The 21,086-nt window shown below is 66.9% G+C and carries 18 protein-coding genes; 5 read left to right on the forward strand and 13 right to left on the reverse strand.

Going from position 1 to position 21,086, the window contains the following annotated elements; genetic code table 11:
• Nucleotides 1–92: 92 nt before the first annotated feature.
• From pdxR to ARTB_RS12710, 3 genes are all read right to left on the reverse strand, one after another.
• A complete protein-coding gene (pdxR, locus tag ARTB_RS12700) occupies nt 93–1,583 on the reverse strand; it encodes a MocR-like pyridoxine biosynthesis transcription factor PdxR (RefSeq protein WP_243180863.1) in 1,491 nt (496 codons plus the stop codon).
• Between the two features lie 150 nt (nt 1,584–1,733).
• Nucleotides 1,734–2,435, reverse strand: a complete 702-nt coding sequence (locus ARTB_RS12705) for an SCO1664 family protein (RefSeq protein WP_243180918.1) — start codon at nt 2,433–2,435, stop codon at nt 1,734–1,736.
• 13 nt (nt 2,436–2,448) lie between these two features.
• Nucleotides 2,449–3,132, reverse strand: coding sequence for an MSMEG_4193 family putative phosphomutase (locus ARTB_RS12710; RefSeq protein ID WP_439954126.1), 684 nt, complete (start codon nt 3,130–3,132; stop codon nt 2,449–2,451).
• A gap of 140 nt (nt 3,133–3,272) precedes the next feature.
• On the opposite strand from ARTB_RS12710, the gene ARTB_RS12715 reads away from it, so the two are divergent.
• From ARTB_RS12715 to ARTB_RS12725, 3 genes are read left to right on the forward strand one after another with little or no spacing between them, the layout of a single operon-like run.
• Nucleotides 3,273–4,661 carry a sigma 54-interacting transcriptional regulator gene (locus tag ARTB_RS12715; protein ID WP_243180868.1) on the forward strand — a complete coding sequence of 463 codons (1,389 nt, stop codon included), beginning with the start codon at nt 3,273–3,275 and terminating at the stop codon, nt 4,659–4,661.
• 25 nt (nt 4,662–4,686) lie between these two features.
• Nucleotides 4,687–6,690, forward strand: a complete 2,004-nt coding sequence (locus tag ARTB_RS12720; RefSeq protein ID WP_243180870.1) for a vWA domain-containing protein — start codon at nt 4,687–4,689, stop codon at nt 6,688–6,690.
• Between the two features lie 32 nt (nt 6,691–6,722).
• Complete coding sequence (locus tag ARTB_RS12725; RefSeq protein ID WP_279294212.1) at nt 6,723–8,180, forward strand: MFS transporter; 1,458 nt, start codon at nt 6,723–6,725, stop codon at nt 8,178–8,180.
• A gap of 40 nt (nt 8,181–8,220) precedes the next feature.
• Here ARTB_RS12725 and ARTB_RS12730 read toward each other — a convergent pair whose 3' ends face one another.
• The 10 genes from ARTB_RS12730 to ARTB_RS12775 all read right to left on the reverse strand — a co-directional run bounded on the left by ARTB_RS12730 (nt 8,221) and on the right by ARTB_RS12775 (nt 18,807).
• Nucleotides 8,221–8,826 (reverse strand): hypothetical protein, encoded by a 606-nt coding sequence (locus ARTB_RS12730; RefSeq protein ID WP_243180874.1) that lies wholly within the window; start codon nt 8,824–8,826, stop codon nt 8,221–8,223.
• Entirely contained in the window at nt 8,823–9,218 is a 396-nt protein-coding gene (locus ARTB_RS12735) for a PEP-utilizing enzyme (RefSeq protein ID WP_243180876.1), read from the reverse strand. Before ARTB_RS12735 ends, ARTB_RS12730 begins: the two co-directional genes overlap by 4 nt.
• A 1-nt stretch (nt 9,219) precedes the next feature.
• Nucleotides 9,220–9,633, reverse strand: a complete 414-nt coding sequence (locus tag ARTB_RS12740) for a hypothetical protein (RefSeq protein ID WP_243180877.1) — start codon at nt 9,631–9,633, stop codon at nt 9,220–9,222.
• 204 nt (nt 9,634–9,837) lie between these two features.
• Complete coding sequence (locus tag ARTB_RS12745; protein WP_243180880.1) at nt 9,838–11,541, reverse strand: phospholipase C; 1,704 nt, start codon at nt 11,539–11,541, stop codon at nt 9,838–9,840.
• An 80-nt stretch (nt 11,542–11,621) separates the two neighbouring features.
• A complete protein-coding gene (locus ARTB_RS12750; RefSeq protein WP_243180881.1) occupies nt 11,622–12,629 on the reverse strand; it encodes a DUF6454 family protein in 1,008 nt (335 codons plus the stop codon).
• Nucleotides 12,630–12,803: 174 nt separating this feature from the next.
• Complete coding sequence (locus tag ARTB_RS12755) at nt 12,804–14,357, reverse strand: glycoside hydrolase family 32 protein (protein WP_243180882.1); 1,554 nt, start codon at nt 14,355–14,357, stop codon at nt 12,804–12,806.
• Nucleotides 14,358–14,393: 36 nt separating this feature from the next.
• Complete coding sequence (locus tag ARTB_RS12760; protein WP_439954127.1) at nt 14,394–15,281, reverse strand: carbohydrate ABC transporter permease; 888 nt, start codon at nt 15,279–15,281, stop codon at nt 14,394–14,396.
• Between the two features lies 1 nt (nt 15,282).
• A complete protein-coding gene (locus ARTB_RS12765; RefSeq protein WP_243180883.1) occupies nt 15,283–16,242 on the reverse strand; it encodes a carbohydrate ABC transporter permease in 960 nt (319 codons plus the stop codon).
• 83 nt (nt 16,243–16,325) lie between these two features.
• Nucleotides 16,326–17,621: a sugar ABC transporter substrate-binding protein gene (locus tag ARTB_RS12770; RefSeq protein ID WP_243180885.1), complete on the reverse strand. Its 1,296-nt coding sequence runs from the start codon at nt 17,619–17,621 to the stop codon at nt 16,326–16,328.
• A gap of 163 nt (nt 17,622–17,784) precedes the next feature.
• The gene (locus tag ARTB_RS12775) at nt 17,785–18,807 is read right to left on the reverse strand and encodes a LacI family DNA-binding transcriptional regulator (protein ID WP_243180887.1); all 1,023 of its coding nucleotides are present in this window, start codon (nt 18,805–18,807) and stop codon (nt 17,785–17,787) included.
• A gap of 225 nt (nt 18,808–19,032) precedes the next feature.
• On the opposite strand from ARTB_RS12775, the gene ARTB_RS12780 reads away from it, so the two are divergent.
• Both ARTB_RS12780 and ARTB_RS12785 read left to right on the forward strand, forming a co-directional pair.
• Complete coding sequence (locus ARTB_RS12780) at nt 19,033–19,809, forward strand: electron transfer flavoprotein subunit beta/FixA family protein (RefSeq protein ID WP_243180888.1); 777 nt, start codon at nt 19,033–19,035, stop codon at nt 19,807–19,809.
• 11 nt (nt 19,810–19,820) lie between these two features.
• Nucleotides 19,821–20,804 (forward strand): electron transfer flavoprotein subunit alpha/FixB family protein, encoded by a 984-nt coding sequence (locus ARTB_RS12785; protein ID WP_243180890.1) that lies wholly within the window; start codon nt 19,821–19,823, stop codon nt 20,802–20,804.
• Nucleotides 20,805–21,086: the final 282 nt, after the last annotated feature.

Below are 21,086 nucleotides of genomic sequence, written 5' to 3' on the forward strand. Positions count from 1 at the left end.
GGGTCAGGGGTGGTGGCGAATGTCACTCATCATTTGTACGCCGGTAATGGATCGCAAAAAAGATCCATTAAGGCCACAGTCGTTAAGTCCATTCAGGAACCTGGGGCGATGCGCTCCCATCGGTCCCACGCGGCGGCCATCCTGCCGACAGCCTGCGGCATGTGCTCCTCCGCGGTGCCGGCGAACCCGATCAGCAGCGCCGGGGGGAGCTGCCGGGTGAGCCGGTACTCGCCGAGAGGGTAGGTGTACACCCGGCCCGCGGCCAGTCCCCTGGCTACCTCGATATCGTCGACCGGTTCACGGAGCCAACCCATGACGTGCAGGCCGGCGTCGACCGGGGCGGCTTCAATCCTGTGGCTCAACTGGTGATCGATTGCTTCGAGCAGGGCGTCCTGCCGTGCCGCGTAGAGACGCCGGGTGCGGCGAAGGTGGGCGTGCAGATGCCCTTCCGACAGGAAGTCCGTGAGGGCCATCTGGAGCACCATCGCGGGCGGGCGTCCAATGACCGATGATGCGGATGCGAACGGCTTCACCAGGTCCTCCGGCAGCACGCAGTATCCGAGGCGGATCGACGGCGCGAGCACCTTGCTGAAGGAGCCCACAGTGATCACCTGCCTGCTCAAATCGAGCCCGAACAGGGTTGGGAGGAATTTCCCGCGGTAGCGCAGCTCGCTGTCGCAGTCGTCCTCGACGATCCAGCTCCCGTTTCGTTGCGCCCACGCGATCCACTCCGCCCTTCGCCCCGGGCTCATCGCAATGCCGAGCGGATGCTGCCGCGCGGGGGTCAGGCAGGCCAGGCGTGCCGGAGCCGCGTCGTCGTCCGGGAGGACTGCTCCCTCGTCGTCGACGGGGACGCCTCGGACAGGACAGCCCTGGGACTGGAAGGCGAGCCGTCCGGAGATGTGCCCCGGGTCCTCGACGACGACGGGGTCGCCGGCGTCGAGCAGGAGAACCGCCAGCACGTTGAAGGCCTGCTGCGCACCGGAGGTGACGACCACCTGGTCCGCCGTGCACCCCAGGGCTCTCACATCGTTGACGTATTCCGCGATCGCTTCCCGCAGTGGGCGGTAGCCGTGGGGATCGCTGTACCCGATCGCAAGCGGATCGGTGCGCCCGGCATGGCGCCCCAACAGGCGCTTCCAGGTCGCCGCGGGGAAAGCCGAGGACGCAACCTGGCTGGCAACGAACGATTCGGTCTCTGCCGGCGCCCACGTGTGCGGCGCCTCGCTGAACAGGTCGGTGCCCCGCGAAGAGGTGGCGGCTCCGCGTTCGGACAGCGGCGGCCGGGACATCGGCCTGTGCGGGGCGGCATCGCTCCACAGGGTGTCGACGTACGTGCCGTCACCCGCACGTGAGCGCAGGAAGCCCTCAGCAGTGAGTTGCTCGAACGCAGACACGACAGTAATCCGCGATACTCCCAGCTCGGTGACGAGCGTGCGGGTCGAGGGCAAGCGGGTTCCGCTCGGCATTGAACCCGTCAGGATCTGGGTGCGCAACTGCGCATACAGCTGCTGGTGCAAAGGCTCAGCCGCTGCGCGGTCGAGCTCAAGTCCGGCCAGCAGTCGGCCGCCAGCGCTCTTCATCCCGCGAACCGCGGAGCTGATTTCACCATGGCCCCATTTTACGGGCCCGATTCCAGCGGCCGTCGGTCCGGACGTTGCGCCAGATGGCGGGATCGTTGGACAGGCCGCGGTTCCCGGCGGCATATCCGAGCCACCCGGACGGGCGGGTGCCTAAACCAGCGGCCACGGGTAGCGCATGCCGGTGCGGTCAACCGGCAGGACCCGTGCGTGCAGCAGGCGCTGGACGCGGCGCTGCAGGGCGGTGACCTCGTCGTCGTCGAGGAGCTCGGCCACCTCGGGAGGAGCGGCCTCGGCGAGCGGGGCGATGTCCTCGAGCAGGGCATCGGGGATGGGGTCGCCGGCGAAGTCCCAGATCACGGTGCGGAGTTTGAAACTCGCGGAGAAGCAGAGCCCGTGGTCGATGCCCCAGACCCGTCCGTCGTCGCCGCGCAGCACGTGCCCGCTTTTGCGGTCCGTGTTGTTGGCGACGTAATCGAACAGGGCGATGCGGGCCAGGTCGCGGTGCGTCTCTGGGGCGTCCTCGAACAGCGTGAAGTAGTGCTCTCCGAAGTCGCACTCGATGAACCACTGCAGCGACCCGACCCCCAACGGGGCTTCCTCGCGGATCACGGTCGGCGGCACGAGGCCCCACGACAGGGACTCGCTGAGCAGGTAGGCGGCGCGTTCGCGCTTGTAGAGTCCGGGCTCGAAATCGGACAACGGCCGTTCGCCGGCCTCCGGCTTGTAGACCGCGTACCCCTCGTCTTCGCCGCAGGAGACCTGGACCAGGAACGTCTCGTTGCTGCTGCGCGGGATGCGCCCGAGCAACTCGACGCGGCCCTCGGCGAGCAGGGTCAGCTCCCGGCCGGACACCGGCTGCCCCAATTCATGACGCCCTCAGCCCGCTGAGCGGTTCCGACGTCGAATTCACCATCAACACGGCCGGGTCCTGCCCCTCCACAAACGAGATGGCCGACACCGAGCCCGGGCTGATAACGATCCTTTGGAAAAGGTCCAGCGGCGTCCCCAGAGCGTGGGCGACGGCGGCCTTGATGGGATCGGCGTGGGAGAAGCAGACCACGACACCCCCGGCGTGGGCCGCGCACAGGGGCTCTAGTGCTCCGATGATCCGCGCCTGCATCTCCAGAAAGCTCTCACCGTTCGGGAAACGGAAGGCGGATGGGCTGTGCTGCACGGTCTGCCACTCGGGCAGGGCCGCCAGGTCCGCGATCGCGGCACCGGTCCATTCGCCGAAATCGCACTCCAGCAGCCCGTCGTCGTGCGCCACCGCCAGTCCCGTGCGGGCCGCCGTCGGCTCTGCCGTTTCGCAGGCGCGCTCCAGCGGGGAGGAATAGAGGGCGTCGACGGACAAGCCCGCGAGCCGTTCTGCGACCCGTTCCGCCTGGGCCCGGCCCCGGTCGGACAGATGCAGTCCGGGGGCGTGCCCTGGGAGCACCATGCCCGTGGTCGGCGTTTCCCCGTGGCGCACCAGAAGCAGGAGCGTGCCCTGCCGCTCGGGTGAGGTCGCGGGGGCCGGAGGTGCCGGCGCGGTTGATGCAGCCATCAGCATTAAGCGTAGCGGCAAGGGGTCCCCGCCCGAGCTTGCGAGGGTGGGGGAGCTGCAGAGCGGTATTCCGCACTTCACGCCAACGCGCAGGAATCTGCAAGAATCCCTCGATTCCCCGCACGGGAGAGGTCTACGGTGGAGGAGTGAGTGATCGCCCCGATATCTTCACTGTTGGTGAACTGCGTGCCGCCGGCCACGTCCACAAAGACCTGCGCCGCGAAATCCGCGACAACCTGCTCGCGGCCCTTGCTGCCGGTCGGGATCCCTGGCCCGGGATGTTCGGGTTCAGCCGGACCGTCCTGCCCCAGCTCGAGCGGGCCCTGCTCGCCGGCCACGACGTCGTCCTGCTCGGCGAACGCGGACAGGGCAAGACGCGGCTCCTGCGCACCCTGGCCGGGCTGCTGGACGAGTGGTCGCCGGTGATCGAGGACTCGGAACTGAACGAACACCCGTACGAACCCATCACGGAGCACTCCCGCGCCCTGGCCCTCACCGAGGGGGACCGGCTTCGGGTGGCGTGGCGGCACCGCTCGGAACGGTACGTCGAAAAGCTCGCGACGCCGGACACGTCCGTCGCGGACCTGATCGGCGACGTCGACCCGATGCGGGTGGCCGAGGGACGCCGTCTCGGGGACCCGGAAACCATCCACTACGGCCTGGTCCCGCGCTCCAACCGCGGAATCATCGCCATCAACGAGCTGCCCGACCTGGCCGAGCGGATCCAGGTCTCGATGCTCAACGTGATGGAGGAACGCGACATCCAGATCCGCGGCTACGTACTGCGGCTGCCGCTGGACGTCCTGGTGGTCGCGTCCGCCAACCCGGAGGACTACACGAACCGCGGCCGCATCATCACGCCCCTGCGGGACCGGTTCGGCGCCGAGATCCGCACCCACTACCCGATCGAGCTCGACGACGAGGTCGCCGTCATCCGGCAGGAGGGGCAGCTGGTGGCCGGCGTCCCGCCCGTCATCCTCGAGATTCTGGCCCGCTACACCCGGGCCCTGCGGCAGTCGCCGGCGGTGAACCAGACCTCCGGGGTTTCCGCCAGGTTCGCCATCGCCGGCGCCGAAACCGTCGCCGCGGCGGCCCTGCGCCGGGCCAGCGTGCGCGGCGAGGACGAGGCCGTCGCCCGGATCATCGACCTGGACGCCGCCGTGGACGTCCTCGCCGGAAAGATCGAGTTCGAATCCGGTGAGGAAGGGCGGGAACAGGACGTCCTGGACCACCTCCTGCGCATGGCCACCGCGGAAGCCGTCCGGGCCCACTTCCACGGCCTGGACATGGGCCCGCTCGTGGCCGCGCTCGACGGCCACGCCACGGTTACCACCGGGGAACTGGTCACCGCGCGGGAGTTCCTCCACAACCTCCCGTCCCTCAACGGATCCAGCCTCTATGACGACATCAGTGAGCGCCTGGGCGCGACAAACGACGGGCAGCGCGCCGCCGCCGTCGAACTTGCGCTGGAAGGGCTCTACCTCGCCCGGCGGATCTCCAAGGAGTCCGACGACGAGGAGACGATCTACGGGTAGGCAGCTTTACGGCTAAGGAGGCCTCATGACCGCTCACAACCGGTCCAGGTACGGCCGGTACACGGGAGGACCGGATCCGCTCGCCCCGCCGGTGGACCTGGCGGAGGCGCTGGACGCCGTCGCCGAGGACGTCATGGCCGGCTACTCGCCCCGGCACGCCCTCCGGGAATTCCTGCGCCGCGGCGGCCGGAACCGGGAAGGCCTCGACGACCTCGCCGGTCGTGTCCAGCAGCGGCGCAGTGAACTGCTGGGCCGGCACAACCTGGACGGCACCCTCAGCGAAGTCCAGAAGCTGCTTGAGACTGCGGTGCTGGAGGAGCGCAAACAACTAGCCCGCGACGCCATGATGGACAACACCGACCGCGCCTTCCGGGAGATGCAACTGCAGAACCTGCCGCGCTCCACGGCGGCGGCGGTCAACGAGCTCGCCTCCTATGACTGGCAGTCCAGCACCGCGCGGGAGGCCTACGAGCGGATCAAGGACCTGCTCGGCCGCGAACTCCTGGACCAGCGGTTCGCGGGTATGAAGGAGGCGCTCGAGGGCGCCACCGAGGAGGACCGCGCGGCCGTGGCCGAGATGCTGCAGGACCTCAACGGGCTCCTCGACAAACACCGCCGCAGCGAGGACACCGACGCGGACTTCCAGGCATTCATGGCCAAACACGGCCAGTTCTTCCCGGAGAACCCGCAGTCGGTCGAGGAACTGGTGGACGCGCTCGCCCAGCGCGCGGCCGCCGCGCAGCGGCTCCTGCAATCCATGTCCGCCGAGCAGCGCGAGGAGCTGATGCGACTCTCCGCCCAGGCGTTCGGCTCGCCCGAGCTTATGGCACAGCTGGGCCAACTCGATTCCAACCTGCAGGCTTTGCGCCCCGGCGAGGACTGGTCCGGCTCCGAACGCTTCGAGGGCGAGGAAGGACTCGGACTCGGCGACGGCACCGGCGTGCTCCAGGACATCGCCGAACTGGACGAGCTGGCCGAACAGCTTTCCCAGGCCTACAGCGGGTCACGCCTTGATGACCTGGACCTGGACGCCCTCGCCCGCCAGCTCGGACAGAATGCCGCCGTGTCGGCCAGCACCCTCGCGGAGATCGAGCGGGCCATGCAGGATGGCGGCTTCCTCCAGCGCGGCGCCGACGGTGATCTCCGGCTGTCCCCGCAGGCCATGCGGCGGCTCGGCAGGTCGCTGTTGCGGGACACCGCCAAGCAGCTCTCCGGCCGGCAGGGCCGCCGGGACACGCGGGTTGCCGGGGCGGCCGGGGAGCAGACCGGCTCCAGCCGCCAATGGGAGTTCGGCGACGCCGAGCCGTGGGACGTCACCCGCACCATCACCAACGCGATCCGCCGCACGATCGCCGACGGCGGTGACCCGGGCCGCGGACTGCGGCTCGCCGTGGGCGACATCGAAGTCACGGAGACGGAGGCGCGGACACAGGCCGCCGTCGTCCTGCTTGCGGACGTGTCCTTCTCGATGGCCGCCGAGGGACGCTGGGTGCCTATGAAACGCACCGCACTCGCCCTGCACCACCTCGTCTCAACCCGGTTCCGCGGCGACCGGCTGCAGCTGATCACGTTCGGCCGCTACGCGCAGACCATGGACATTGGCGAGCTCACGGCCCTGCCGGCCCTGCGGGAGCAGGGAACCAACCTGCACCACGGCCTGCTGCTGGCCGGCCGGTTCTTCCGCCAGCACCCGTCGATGCAGCCCGTCCTCCTCGTGGTGACCGACGGCGAACCCACCGCGCACCTGCTGGCCGACGGCGAGTCCTGGTTCTGCTGGCCGCCGGACCCGGAGACCATCCGCGTGACGGTCGCCGAACTGGACCGCCTGGCCCGTGCCGGCACGCAGGCGACGTTCTTCCGGCTCGGCGACGACCCTTCATTGGAACGTTTCGTCCAGCGGATGGCCCGCCGCATCGACGGCCGCGTGGTGGCGCCCGAGGCCGGGGACCTGGGCGCGGCCGTGGTGGGCGAATACCTCCGCGCCCACTTCCGCGGACGCCCCTACGACGACGCCGACTGGGCCCAATAGACGCTGCTCAATAGACGACCGCACCGGGAGTGATGCACGTGACCACCATGCCTGCCGAGGGAGTCGGGTTCCGCTCCAAACGCGGACCCGTCCTCATTGCCCTGATGCTCTCCACCGGCCTGGTGGCGATCGACGCGACCGTGGTGGCGACAGCCGTGCCCGCGATCGTGCACGACATTGGCGGGTTCACGTCGTTCCCCTGGCTGTTCTCCGCCTATCTGCTGGCGCAGGCCGTGTCCGTCCCGGTCTACGCAAAGCTTTCCGACACCATCGGCCGCAAGCCGATCATGCTGATCGGAATCGGCCTGTTCTTGCTCGGCTCGATCCTGTGCGGAGCCGCCTGGAGCATGCCGGCCCTCATCGCCTTCCGCGTCGTGCAGGGCCTGGGCGCCGGCGCGGTCCAGCCGATGGCCATCACCATCGCCGGCGATATCTACACCCTGGCCGAGCGGGCAAAAGTGCAGGGCTACCTGGCGAGCGTGTGGGCTGTCTCCTCAGTGGTGGGCCCGACGCTCGGGGGAGTGTTTGCCTCGCTCGGGATCTGGCGCGGCATTTTCCTCGTGAACATCCCTCTCTGCCTGGTGGCCGGATGGATGCTGGTCCGGTCGTTCCACGAGAACATCGAGCCCGTGAAGCACCGGGTCGACTATCTGGGCTCGGGGCTGCTCACTGTCTCGCTCACGCTGCTTATTCTCGGGGCCCTCGAGGGCGGCCAGGCCTGGGCCTGGGACTCCGGCATCAGCGACGCAGTGTTCGCCGGCGGTGCCCTCCTGTTCGTCGCGTTTATCCTTGTCGAACGGCGGGCGGCGGAGCCGGTCCTGCCTTCGTGGGTGGTGTCCCGGCGGCTGCTGGCGACGACGGCGTTGGTCGCTTTCGGCGTGGGAGCGGTCATGCTGGGCATCACATCGTACGTTCCGACGTTCCTCGTAGGAGCCCTCTCGACCTCCCCGATCGTGGCCGGGCTCGCCCTGGCGGCGCTGACCATCGGCTGGCCGATCAGTGCGTCCCAGTCAGGGCGCCTGTACCTGCGCATCGGGTTCCGGAACACTGCCCTGATCGGCATCACGGTCACCGTCATCGGCACGGGAGTCCTGGCCGTCACCGCCTCCGTCCCCAACGTTGCGCTCGTCGCCGTCAGCTGCTTCATCGTCGGGCTCGGACTCGGGCTGGTCGCGACACCGACCCTGATCGCCGCCCAGACGAGCGTCGAATGGAACGAGCGCGGCGTGGTCACCGGCACCAACCTTTTCGCCCGGTCGATCGGCAGCTCCATCGGCGTCGCCGTCTTCGGCGCGATAGCGAACGCTGTCTACGCCGGCACCCCGCACGGCGACACGGATCCCCACACAATCGTGGCGGCCTCATCCGCCGTGTTCCTGGCCGTTATGATCGCCGCCGTCCTCACCGTCGTCGCCGTCATCGGCATGCCCGCGACGAAACCCGTCAAGCAGACCCAGGCCGCCGCGCGAGGATCATCCAGCAGCGGATGACCGCGGTTCCGCTGTCACTTTTGGGGTCTTGCTGGGGCCTTCATCGCCGGATGCCGAGGGTGGCGATGAGATCTTCGTGCAATTCGAACCAGATGCGGTGGAAGGAGTCGCGGTCTGTGGCGGTGAGCCACGCCGGCTCCGTGGCTGCGTTTTCCACCGCCAGCTCGAGGCGTTCCGCGTATCCGCTGAACCGCGGCAACACAGCGGTCAGGCGGACTTCCAGACCGCTGAAGGACGCCAACGCCTGGGTGAAGGTTTGCTGTGTTGGCTCGTCGATCCCATCGTGCCGCTGACTTCCCTCGGCGAGCCAGCGGAGCTGGAGTTTGCTGCAGGCGGCCACGACTCCTGCGTTCAGTGGTGCAAACTTCGCGTGCACGGCGGCGACTGCTGCCTGGCCGCCCACGCTGTCCAGCTCCTCGGCCAGGAGCCGTTCGTTTTCAGTCCTGCCGGCCACGGTCAGGGACCAGCCCCGGGTTCCGCCGAATGAGGAGCGCGACGCCCACCCGTTCGCCCCGGCGTCAATGAGGAGCCGTTCGACGTCGTGCGGATCCTGGCCAAACCGGGCGGCAACCGACTCAGTGTCAGCGAAGCCGAGCAGCCTCAGGGCGTGGAGGGTGAGGAGCATGGATGGCTGCTGCGGGCTCATGGACCCGCTCCGGGACCGGCCGGTTTCGCGCGGACGGTTCCGTGGGTTCCGTCGACCACGAGCGTCGTTCCGTCCGTGATGCGGGTCAGGGCGCCGGCCACCCCCAGAACAGCGGGGATGCCCTGTTCGCGGGCCACAATGGCGGCGTGCGAGAGCATCCCGCCCGTTTCCGTGATGACGGCGGCGGCGATCCCGAACAGTGGCGTCCAGGCGGGGTCAGTGGTGCGGCAGACCAGGACGTCGCCGGGGGTCAGTGCGGGGAATTCGTCGACGCTGTGAACGGTCCGGGTGGTCCCGCAGGCGGTGCCAGGGCTGGCGCCGATGCCTGTGAGAAACGCGCCAGCGGGATCCCTGCCTTCTGCTCCGGCACTGGCCTCAGGGGTGAATTCCACGTCAGCCCACCAGGCCCGTGTCGGGCCTGCCGGACAGCCGATCCAGTCGCTGCTGCGCGGCCTGCGCCGAGCGGAGGCCCAGGCTCTGGGCAATCTGGGGCCAGGTCAGCCCCTCGGCCCGCGCCAGGAACAGGAGTGCCGTTTCCAGGCCATCCGTCTCTGCCCGCGCGGCAGACACAAGGGTGAGGGCGGCCCGCACGTCCAGACCATCCACCGGCTCTCCGCGGTCTGTCCCGTTGGACCGCCACAGGACGTGCTGGATGAGGTCACTCGCTGAAGGGGGCTGCCGCTCACCCAGCCAGGGCCGGTGCGGAAGTTCGGCGGCGCCCCGGTCCAGCAACATCCGCGTGGCCTCGCTTTGGCGCTGAGCCTCCGCAGCGTCGCCGCCCGGACGGGTCCCGTCGGTCTCGTTCATTCCAGACCCTCTTTCCCGTTGGTTCGGCGCCCCTCGACTCCACCAGCTTCTGGCATCAACATCCTGTTGTCAACAATCTGTTGATGCTTCGGGGGGACGAGTCGTTGAAGCGGCGCGGACAGGAACGCCACCCGGCCAACTGCCGGGTGGCGTTCCAAAGGGGGCTGTTTTGCCGGCGGTCCACGACCGGGCTGTTGCAGGAGGTTACTTTCCGGTGTTGCTGTTGCTGTTGCCGTGCTCGGTGGAGGCGACGGCGCCGGTCTGTTCGTTGAGCAGGACCTGGTCTTTGCGTTGTTTGTCGAAGTTGAACATGGCGTTCACCGATCCGGCGGTGGCGTCGGCGGAGGCGTCGCCGATCCGGCCGGTGTGCCAGTTGTCCTCGATGAAGCGCAGGATCGAGGCCTGGTCGGTCTGGGTGTGGTCCACGTGGTTCTTCTTCGCGTAGGGGGAAATGACTACCAGCGGCTGGCGCGGCCCGGGGCCGCAGCGGTCAGCGTAACTGCCGGCCATTGGGACGCCGCTGGCTGCGGCGTGCTGGCACCAGACGGCGTCGTCGGCGGTGTTGGAGGAGTTCTTTGCCGTGGCGGCGACGTGGTCGTACCAGCCGTCCGAGTCGTCGTAGGCGAGCACCACGGCAGTGTTGTCCCAGTTCCGGGATTTCTGGATCTGGTTCACGGTGCTGGTGATGAAGTTCTGCTCGTCGATCGGGTCAGAGTAGGCGGCGTGGCCGTCCTGGAACATTCCGGCTTTCAGGAAGGACACGGCGGGCATGTTGTCGGTGTTGACCACCTTGTTGAACGCGGTGAGGTCGTACTGGTGGTTCGCCTGTCCGTTGTGGCCGATTTCCGCGTCGGACGCCGGTGCCAGGTGGTGCGGGTTGGCGGTGGAGGCGTAGTACTGGAACGGCTGGTGGTGAGGGGAGTAGTCAACCACGCTGGCGCCGGCGGCGTTCGTGTGGCTGGACAAGCACGACGCCGGGGAGTCCGCGGTCGCGGCGGTGGTCGGCGTGAAACCGCCCTGGAACCAGCCCCAGGACGTGCCCTTGGCGTTGAGCAGGTCGCCGATGTTCCTGCCGCTCATGCCGGCCAGGTTTTCGGTTTTGGCGTGGCTGCTGTTCGAGCAGTCGTCGTGGACCGGGTCCGGGTCGTTGATGACGGTGCCGACGCCGTTCGCATCCGGCAGGCTGACAGCACTGCTGCCGGCCGCCGGGGTGGCCACAGGTTGTCCTGCGGCGGTGTACTCGGTGGCCCCGTGGGTCTGGCCGGATACCAGATTCAGCGCCCCGGGTGTGGAGGGTCCGAAGACAGTGCTGAAGTGGTTGTCGCTCATGGAGTAGTTCTGGGCGTAGTTCCAGATGCCGGTGACGGTGTTGCCGTCGTAGTAGTCCATGGTGAGGCCGGCGCGGCCGTACTGGTTGGTGCCGCACGCGTCGCGGCTGGTGAACTCGACGAACTTGTCCATCGCCCCGCCGTTGTATGCCTTCTGCTCAGCGGTGTATCCGTGGTCCTGGTCGCAGGTGACGGCCTGCGCCGGTGAGAGCCGGGCAGGCTGCGCCGAGTTGGGGTTGTTCGGTGCCAGGAGGCCGGCGGTGGCCAGAGTGTTGATGTCCTTGGGGGTGTTTTTCGCGGCGGTGAAGGCGGCCGTCGCGGTGCCGGTACCCTGCTGGGTTTCACCCGGGAGATTGGCAGCCTTGGGGTAGGTGGCGAAGTAGTGGTCGAAGGAGACGTTCTCCTGGAAGATCACCACCACGTGCTTGATTGGCGTCGCGGTACCGATGTGGTTTTCGCTGGCGGAGGCGGGACCTGCGCCGATACCGAAAATTCCGGCTGTCAGTGCCGAGGCGGCCAGGGCTGCCGCGCCCGTGGCGGCGACCCGCTTCCGGGTGAATCGTTGTGCTGGATGAGGCATGGGGGAGCCAATCGTTGGTGTTCAGGGATGCCGGCGGCTGATGGCAGGCATTCGTATGCTGCTTTGGTGGCCGGCCTGCGTTACTTGGCCGGCGTGACCGTGGCCTCGTAGGTGAGGATTTCGGTGCCGTTGCCTTCCTCGCCGTTGTCGGGGGCCACCTTCATGGTGAGGTGCCCGCCGTCGGCCGTCATTTTGAACGGGTTGCGCGTGGCCACATGGCCTGCGGTGGACCACTGCTGGAAGGGGACATCGCGGATTACGCTGTGGGATTTGAGGTCGATCATCGCCATGCCGCCGAGTTCGTGGATGGCGCCGGTGCCGCCGGCCGCCGGGGTCTGCGGGAGGTTGGTGATCCCGCTGCAGAGCATCCGGGAGTTGGGCACGTACTGGCAGTCCTGGTAGTCGATGAAGTAGTTCGGGTTCTGCCAGGTCGAGAGCTGCTTGCCCTGCAGATCCCATTCGGCGAAGCGGCGCGAGCCCCAGGTGTTGCCGACCAGGTGGCCGGTCTGCTTGTCCATCACGATCCCGCCGAAGTGGTCCTTCACCTCGAACTGCTTGTGCACGTCCAGGGTGGCCGCGTCGACCCGGTAGATGATGGCGCTGCTGTCCGGCCGGTACTGGGCCACGGGGATCCAGACGTTGGTGCCGTCGAAGTCGATGCCGCCGGGGTGGTACATGTCGCCTTCTCCCAGGACGATGTCCTTTTGCAGGGCGCCGGCCTTGTCCATGACGAACAGGTGGCCGACGCCCTTGCCGGGGGTGCGGTCGAAGCCGTTTTGCGGGGTCGGGAACTTCACGGTCGGTTCGATGATCTGAACGGCCGAGAGGAAGATGTGGTCCTGGCTGTAGGCGATTCCCTCCGTGTGATAGGTCGGGAAGTTCAGCTTCAGCTTGGACGTCTGCTGCCAGTTCGTGTTCCGGTCAACGCCGTTGAAGGCGTCGGCCAGGGCCGTGTTCCTGTCACCGTGGTTGCCGGCGCCGGTGGGGTTGTCTGCGGCTTGGGCGGCCGCGGTGATGCTAATTGCGGACGCGGCCAGGACGATTGCTGCGGCGGCCGTGAGGATGCCTCGGGTGTGAGTCGTGCTCATTCGGGAGCCTCTCAAAGGTTGGATCTCAACAAGAGATCGCAACGTTACTTCCCGGTAATTAATCCCCGATACGGGCAGGTGAACGGCAGATGTCCGGCAGCGGTCCGGTGGACCGGCTTCGTTTCAACGCGGATCTGATCCCCCACCACTGCTGGCGTGGACCCCTTCAGCCGCTCAGGCGAGGACGGCGAGGCCCGCCAGGGTGCCGCCCTCGCCTTCGGCCAGCAGCCCGACGGCGGTGCCGGAGTTCGCGGGAAAGACCAGATCGGTGATGGTGGCCAGGCCGTCCTGCGCGAAGACCTCGACCGAGCAGCGGTCCAGGAAGACCCGGAGCCGTAGCCGGCCGTCCTCCAAGGAGACGGCAACGCGCTCCACCGACGGGAACGACTCGTGGAACCCCACATTCCCGGATTCGGTCCGGTCCAGGCTGAGCTCGGCCGTGCGGCAGTCGTAGGCCAGGACAGTGCGCGCCCCGGCTCCGGGCCCGGACGTGGAGCCGGATTCCCCGCCCGTTTCGCTGCCAGTGTCCCCGCCGGCCCGGAGCACCAGACCTACCCTGCCGGCGGCGCCGGGCTCGAAGTCCGCATCGATGCGCAGCACATCACCAAAGACCTCGGCCGGAAGCCAAGTCACCCCGTCCGCCAACGGCTGCCGGTCCAGCGCGAACAACTCAGTACCGTGGCTGTGGAACGGGTCCACCGCCTCCTGCACCAGCACCGGGCGCCCGCCGCGGCACACCAGCCTGACCTCGCGGACCAGGGACATCGCGCTGCGCCAGCCGTCCGAAGGCGTTGAGGCGGCGTACTGCCAGTTGTTCATCCAGCCGATCATGAGCCGCCGTCCGTCCGGGACGTTGCTGAACGACACGGCCGCGTAGTAGTCCCGGCCCCAGTCGAGCCACCCGTAGTCGGCCATCCGGCTGTCGTCGGCCTGCACGCCGTCGGTGACGGTGGTTTCGGAACGGAACGTCACGCCGTCGAAGGTTCCGATGAAGTACTGGCCGCCCGAGCCGCCGGCGATGCCGCCGGGGCTCAGGTTGACCACCAGGACCCACCGGGTGTTGGTGGCGTCGCCGTCCACCGGCAGTTCGAACAGGTCCGGGCATTCCCACACACCTTCCGTGGCGTTCGCCGGGCCGAAGGTGCTCAGGTACTCCCAGGTCAACAGGTCCGCCGACTTGTAGAGGACCACCTCGTGGTGGACCGCCTCGACGGCGACCATCACCCAGTAGCTGCCGGCGGCGCCGTCGTGCCAAAAGACCTTGGGGTCGCGGAAGTCCGCGGAGGCGCGGTCCAGTACCGGGTTCCCGGCGTACTTGGTCCAGGTGGCGCCGTCGTCCGTGCTGAAGGCGAGGGACTGAGCCTGCCGTCCGGCTAGCGGTGAGGCGGGCGAGTACGCGCTGGTGTAGATGGCCACGAGCGGGGGCACGCCTCCAACGCCGAAGCCGCTGGTGTTGTGGACATCGACCACCGCGGAGCCGGAAAAGATGGCCTCCTGCTCATCGCATGCGATGGCCACGGGTTGTTCGTCCCAGTGCTGCAGGTCTGTGGAGGTGGCGTGGCCCCAGGACATGTTGCCCCACTCCTCGCCGTGCGGGTTGTGCTGGTAGAAGAGGTGGTAGGTGCCGTTGGCGTAGACCAGCCCGTTGGGGTCGTTGAGCCAGTTGCGCTCCGCCGAGTAGTGCCACTTTGGCCGGTACTGGCAGTCGAGTTCTGTGAGTGTTTTCATGAGGGTTCTTTGCAGGCTTTCGCGTGAGGAGGCTGGTCAGCCCTTGACGCCGCTGGAGGCGATGCTGTTGATGAAGGATCGCTGGAACGCGATGAAAAGGACCACCACGGGAATGGTGATGAGGGACGCGTAAGCCATCACCTCGCCCCAGGAGACGTTGAGCTGGAAGAAGTACTGGATGCCGATCATCACCGGGCGGAGTTCCTCGGACTGGACCACCATGAGCGGCCACAGGTAGGAGTTCCAGGCGGGCAGGAAGGTCAGGATGGCCACGGTGGCGGTCGCCGGTCCCGCGAGCGGCATCACCACCTTGCGGTAGATGGTGAACCAGCCCGCGCCGTCGATCCGGGCAGCCTCGTCCAGTTCCTTCGGGATGGACTCGAAGTACTGGTGGAACAGGTAGATGGAGAACGCGTTCGCGATGAACGGGATGATCTGGACCTGGTAGGTGTCCAGCCAGCCCTTCGAGATCTCGAGGCTGAACCCGTTGAGCTCAAAGTACGGCAGCTGGTTGACCCACCACACCAGCGGCAGCGCCAGCGTCTGGAAGGGCACGATGAGGGTGGCGAGGATCGCGGTGAACACCACGCGCTTGCCGCGGACCTCCATGCGGGACAGGGCAAACGCGCAGAGGCTGTTGATGAAGATGCCGAGCACCACCGTGACCGCGGAAATGCCTATGGAGTTCATCAGGAAGCGGGCGGCCGGGACCCGGTCGAACACGGCCGCGTAGTTGTCCAGCGAAATGTTGCCGACCGGCAGGAACGCCGCCACCGAGGACATGTCGCCGAAGATCTGCTGGTCCGGCTTGAGCGAGGACACCATCATGAACACGATGGGGAAGGCGGCGACGGCGGCGAACAGGAGGCGGACCGCCGTGGTCGCGGCATTGCCGAGACCCTTGGAAATGAGTGTCTGTTTCACGTCAGTCCTTCTCTCGGGTCAGGTAGCGCTGCACTGCGGAGATCAGCAGGACGAGCACGAAGAACACGAGCGAGATGGCCGAGGCGTAGGAGGTCTCCTGCTGCTTGAAGCCGGAGCGCACCGCCTCGTAGATGATGGTGGTGGTGGAATCGAGGGGCCCGCCCTGGGTCATGACGCTGACCTGGTCGAAGAGCCCGAGCGCCTGGATCGTGATGGTCACCAGGACCAGGGTGCGGGTGTGGGTGAGGCCGGGCCAGGTCACGTAGCGGAACTGGTGCCAGCGGCTGGCCCCGTCGAGTTGGGCGGCCTCGTACAGTTCCCCGGAGATGCTTTGCAGGCCTGCGAGCCAGATGATCATGTGGAATCCTGCGGCCTGCCAGATGGACAGGGCGATGATGGCCGGCATGGCGGTGGCGGGATCGTTGAGCCAGTCCGGGCCGTTGATGAGGCCGAAACTGGCCGCCGACAGCAACTCATTGATCAGGCCGTCCTTGCGGTACATGAACATCCACAGCAGGGACACCACCACCATGGACGTCACCACGGGAAGGAAGTAGATGGTGCGGAAGAAGTTCACGCCGCGGAACTTCTTGTTGATCAGGAGGGCCATCGCCAGGGCGAGTCCGGACTGAACGGGCACCACCACGACGGCGAAGTAGCTGACGTTCAGCAGTGAGCGCCAGAACACGGGATCCGCGAAGAGCCGCGCGAAGTTGTCCGCGCCGACAAACTCGACGGGCCGCGGGGAAACAAGCCTGGCGTTCGTGAATGCCAGGCCGAAGCCCAGGATCGCCGGGAGGAAGACGAAGGCGAGCAGGAGGACCGCGGCCGGGGCGATCATGCCCCACCCGCTGATCTGTTCGCGAATGTGGCGCGGCCGGCGGCGCGGTTTGCTGGGCGGTGCGGCCGGGGCCGGGTCCGCCAGACGGCGGCCGGGGGAGGGGAGTTGGGTGGTTGTCATGGTTTTCTCCGTCGACAGTCAGGGCCTGAGGTACTTTCGACGGCGGTTGCGCACCGCCGTCGAAAGTACCGTTTGGCAGCCGGCTAGTTCTTGTAGCCGCCGTTGGACTTGATGTTGGCGTCGATGGCCTTGACCGACTTGTCCAGCGCCGTCTTGGGGTCGGCGCCGGCCAGGATGTCCTGGACAGCCTTGCCGTATTCGGTGGCGATGAAGGGATAAGCCGGGGTTTCGGGGCGCATCACCGCGTAGTTGCGGGAAAGTTCCATGAAGATCCGGTTTGTGCCGCCTTTGGCGAACGCGGGGATCAGGGCAGCGGCCTCGTCGGTGGCCGGGATGGTGCCCGTTGCCTTCGCCACCGCGGCCAGGTTTTCCGGCTTCAGCGAGTAGGACAGGTAGTCCATGGCTGCCGCGGAGTTGGTGCAGCCGCTGGTCACGCCCCACTGCCAGGAGGCGCCGCCGATCTTGGGGCCGTTCCCGAGGTCCACGGACGGCATGACCACGAGGTCCTTACCTACCGCTGCGCGTGCCTTGTCCGCGGCCCAGGAGCCGGTGTAGAGAAGGCCGCTCTTGTTGTTGAGGAAGTCCTGGGTGGAGTCCTTGCCGCTCTTCTTCGCCATGAAGCCCTGGTCGGCAAGGCCGCGGAACCACTGGGCCCATTCGACGGCCTTGTCGCCATTGAGGACGCCGTCTGCCGACTGGAATCCGTCGCGGTTGATCAGGTCCCCACCGAAGGACTGCAGGAACGGGGAGTAGGCGTAGGGCAGCCATTCGCCGGTTCCGGCGGTACCCATGTCCAGCGGGTATTCCCACTTGCCCAGGGCCTTGAGCTTGGTCAGCGCGTCCTGGAACTCGTCCTTGGTCCACGGCTTCTCGACCGTGGCGACGCGGACACCGGCTGCCTTGAGGTCGGAGGCGCGGGCGAGCATCGCCAGTGCGACGTCATAGGTGCCAACGGCGTAGGTCTCGCCCTCCCATTTGGCCACAGTGCTCGGCAGGTTCTTGGAAACATCCGCGTCGAGTTTCAGGGGTGTCAGGTACTTCGCCCAGGCCCAGTTGGGAACATTGGGGCCATCGATGTCAACAATGCAGGGGAGCTTCCCGGCGGCCGCGGCCGAGACCACGGAGTCGTTGTAGGAGTCCTGCGGGAACGCCTGGACCTTGATCTTGGCCTTGGCGCCGGCGCTCTTGTTGTAGGAATCGACGATGTTTTCAACCGCCTTGAGTTCTTCGGCGTTGCCCGCGTTGTGGGTCCACATGGTGATCTCATTGGAGCCGGCGGACGGGGCAGAGGCGCTGCCCTTGCCGCAGGCGCCCAGGGAGCCGACAAGTGCCACCGCAGCTACACTGGTGGCGAGGATCCGGGTGAATCGCTTGTTCATGATGGTCAATCTTTCTGCTGAATTTGGGCGTGGGAGATTGCCCCGGGTCCTTCGGGACGCGGCCGGTGCAACGGCTGCGTCCCTTCTTATTGCGGTCCCCCGGGCGGCGGAGCAGTGGAACGGTGGAACAGTGTGGTGATGCCGGCTTGGTGCCGGCAATCGGCTAACTTGGCGGCGGGCCGAGCGACCCCCGCTCAATCAGGGGGCAGTCCAGTTGCGTCTGGACTGCGGGTGCGCCGGGATTTTCGATGTCGTCCAGGAGCCGGTGGACCGCCCAACTGCCCATTTCGTAGTGGGGAAGGGCGACGGTGGTGAGCCCCGGCCACAGGGCGTCCGCGATGATTTCGAGATTGTCGATCCCCACAATGGACACGTCTTCCGGAATGCGCAGCCCCAATGCGGTGGCCGCCTGGTAGGCGCCCATGGCAACCCTGTCACTGAAGCAGAACAGGGCTGTGGGGCGGTCGGGCTGACCGAGCAGGCCCAGGGCGGCCTCGCGGCCTCCCGCGGTTTCGGGTTGGCCGATCACGAGCTGGCGGGGGTCGTGCTGCAGGCCGTGCCGCCGGAGAGCATTGAGGAAACCTTCCCTGCGGCCGTGCGTGGCTGGGATGTCGTCGATGTTGTTGAGCATCCCGATCCGGGTGTGGCCCGCTTGGATGATTGCTTCAACGGCCGTCTCGGCGGCGCCCACCTCGTCGGGGGTAACCGAGGAGATGGAACTGTCGCGAGTGACGGAATCCAGCAGCACGGTGGGAAGGCCCTCCAGTTCTGCGGGGACCTGCACGCTCTGGTGGTACATCCTGGCATAGACCACCCCGTCCACCTGATGCTGCCGCAGCATGTTGATTTCACGGGTTTCCAGCTCGCTGTCCAGGCCCGAGTTGACCACCATCACCACGTAGCCGCGGTCATAGGCTGCGTCCTGCGCCCCGCGGATCATGGCCCCTGCAAAGGGGGTGGTGGTGATTTCGTCACTGACCAGGCCAAGGATCTGGGAGCGCTGGTTGCGCAGGCCGCTGGCCATCTTGTTCGGGGCATACCCAAGATCCCTGGCCACGTCCCGGACGAGTTGCTGCGTCGCTGCCTTCACCCGGAAGCTCGTGGCGTCGTTGAGGGCATGCGACACCGTGGTGACGGAGACCCCGGCAGCCTTGGCTACGTCGCGTATTCCCACTCTTGTCGTCATTGACTTCCTTTTGCAAAACGTTTTGTATCTGGTGTGAGACACGTTACACAAAACGTTTTGCACTTGTCAACGGGACGTCCGCCTTTACCTTGATCCCGGTCCCATGGCGAGGACTTCACGTCACGACACGGGCTCTGTCAGCCGGAAGGGGCCCCGGTTTCGTAGACTCGATGGGTTCGACAATGTCTCCGCTCCAGGGACAAGCCGCCACAGGAAGAGCCATCGATGAAGATTATCGTCCTAGTAAAGGAGGTCCCCGACACGTACGGGGACCGAAAACTGAACCTTGAAACCGGCCTCGCCGATCGAGGAGCAAGTGAGGCAGTCATTGATGAGATCGGTGAGCGGGCCCTGGAGTTGGCCCTGACGTACGCAGACTCGAACGAGGGCACTGAGGTCGCAATCCTTTCCCTCGCCCCGGAGAGTGCGACGGCAACCATCCGCAAGGGGCTTGCGATGGGCGCGGGAAGCGCCACCCACGTCGCTGATGAGGCGCTCCGGGGTGCGGATCTTGGACTTACCGCTGAAACCCTCGCCGCAGCGATCCGTCGCATGGGGTTTGACCTGGTGATCACCGGCAACGTCTCCACTGACGGATCCGGCGGCATGATTCCCGCGATGCTTGCAGAATTGCTTGACGTGCCGCATGCCACCGGCCTCAGCTCCGTCGAAATCGGCGACGGTGCGGTGTCTGGCTCCAGGGCCGTTGACTCCGGCGTGCAGAAGGTCTCAGCGAACCTGCCCGCGGTGATCTCCATTACCGAGGCACTTCCCGAGGCGCGCTTCCCGAACTTCAAAGGCATTATGGCCGCGAAGAAGAAGCCCCTTGAGGTCCTGACCCTGGCGGACCTCGGGGTCACGGCCGACAATCCGGAGGCGGCGCGTTCGATCATGCTGACCGTTGCGGAGAGGCCCCCGCGCGCGGCAGGCGTGAAGATCATCGACGAGGGTGATGCCGGCGAGAAGCTCGCTGAGTTCCTGATCGAAAACCGACTGGCCTAAGGATCAACGACATGACTGAATTCCCTCGTGACGCAATCCTCGTTGTCGTGGAAGCCCGGGCATCCGGTGAACTCGAGAAGGCTGCGGCCGGGCTCTTCGGTGCGGCCGCTGCCGTTGGCACCCCGGTTGCATTGGTACTTACCTCACCCGGCGCCGGGAGCGCCGCCGCCGCGGAGGCCGCGGCCCTTGGTGCCGCGCGCGCACTCATCGCGGAGACTCCGGATCCTTCCGTGCTTGGGGTGCCGGGCGTTGACGCGCTTGCCGCTGCCGCGGAGCAGGTGCAGCCGGACGCGATCCTGATTTCGCATTCCCTGAACGGTCGCGACCTCGCCGGCCGTTACGCTGCCCGTTCGCGTGCGGCGATTTCCGCCGATGCGGTCGGTGTGTCCCGTGATGACGAGGGCGTCGTGGCACACCACTCCATCTACGGCGGCGCCTACAACGTGACGTCGACGTCCACGTTTGGGGCGCCGGTGATTACGGTCCGCCAGGGCTCCATCGAGGCGCGCGCGGCGGCCCGGCCGCAAGCGACGGAGACCTTGGCCGTGACGGGCTCCGAGAAACCGGCCGCGCGGATCGACTCCTTCGAGGAGGCAACTGCCGCCACCTCGCGGCCGGAGCTGCGTGGTGCCGCGAAGGTTGTCGCCGGTGGCCGCGGCCTCGGCTCGGAAGAACAGTTCGCACTCGTTGGACAGCTCGCCGATACCCTCGGTGCCGCCGTTGGTGCGTCGCGCGCCGCGGTGGATGCCGGCTACGTCCCGACGTCGCATCAGGTCGGCCAGACCGGGGTTTCCGTGTCACCACAGCTGTATGTCGCGCTGGGCATTTCCGGCGCGATCCAGCACCGGGCCGGCATGCAGACCGCAAAGATGATCGTCGCCATCAACAAGGACGGGGACGCGCCGATCTTCGAGGTCGCGGACTACGGTGTGGTCGGCGACGTCTTCAAGGTTGTACCCCAGCTCATTAGCGCACTTGAGGCCCGGAAGAAGTAGCGATGGCAACTCTGTCTCGGTCCATTCGGCGGGGCCTGCCGCGCGTCGAAGGTGGCGAACCCTGGCCTCCAGCAGGCCAGGCGCCCGCCAGCATTGCCGCGGCGGAAGCGGCAGAAACGGCAGAAGCGGCCGATCTGTCGGCGACCTGTCTCTTATACACATCTCCGAGCCCACGAGACCATTAGAAAAAAAAAAAAAACAAAAGATAATTCTAGACATGCTGGACATACTCCATCGCAATCAATATCGATGAGATTAGGTAGACAGCTAAGTTCAGAATTT

The sequence above is a fragment of the Arthrobacter humicola genome (genome assembly GCF_022803015.1).
GTDB classification, from domain to species: Bacteria; Actinomycetota; Actinomycetes; order Actinomycetales; family Micrococcaceae; genus Arthrobacter; species Arthrobacter humicola_A.